Source organism: Aeromonas sp. PrichA-15 (assembly GCF_017939245.1).
GTDB lineage: Bacteria > Pseudomonadota > Gammaproteobacteria > Enterobacterales > Aeromonadaceae > Aeromonas > Aeromonas caviae.
In genome coordinates this window covers 1-293 of sequence record NZ_JAGKRH010000279.1, presented here as the reverse complement: position 1 = coordinate 293, position 293 = coordinate 1, and the positions used below count along the sequence as shown (strand labels likewise).

Genomic DNA, 293 nt, shown 5'->3' with positions numbered 1-293 from the left:
CCTTTCACCCCCAGCCACAGGTCATCCCCTAACTTTGCAACGTTAGTGGGTTCGGTCCTCCAGTTGATGTTACTCAACCTTCAACCTGCCCATGGCTAGATCACCCGGTTTCGGGTCTACACCTTGCAACTAGACGCCCAGTTAAGGCTCGGTTTCCCTACGGCTCCCCTATACGGTTAACCTCGCTACAAAATGTAAGTCGCTGACCCATTATACAAAAGGTACGCAGTCACCCCGAAGGGCTCCCACTGCTTGTACGTACACGGTTTCAGGTTCTATTTCACTCCCCTCAC

1 rRNA gene is annotated in these 293 nt (G+C 52.6%); it reads right to left on the bottom strand.

Annotated features, from left to right (window positions below):
• Positions 1-293 (bottom strand): 23S ribosomal RNA (locus tag J9889_RS20995); the annotation flags it as partial.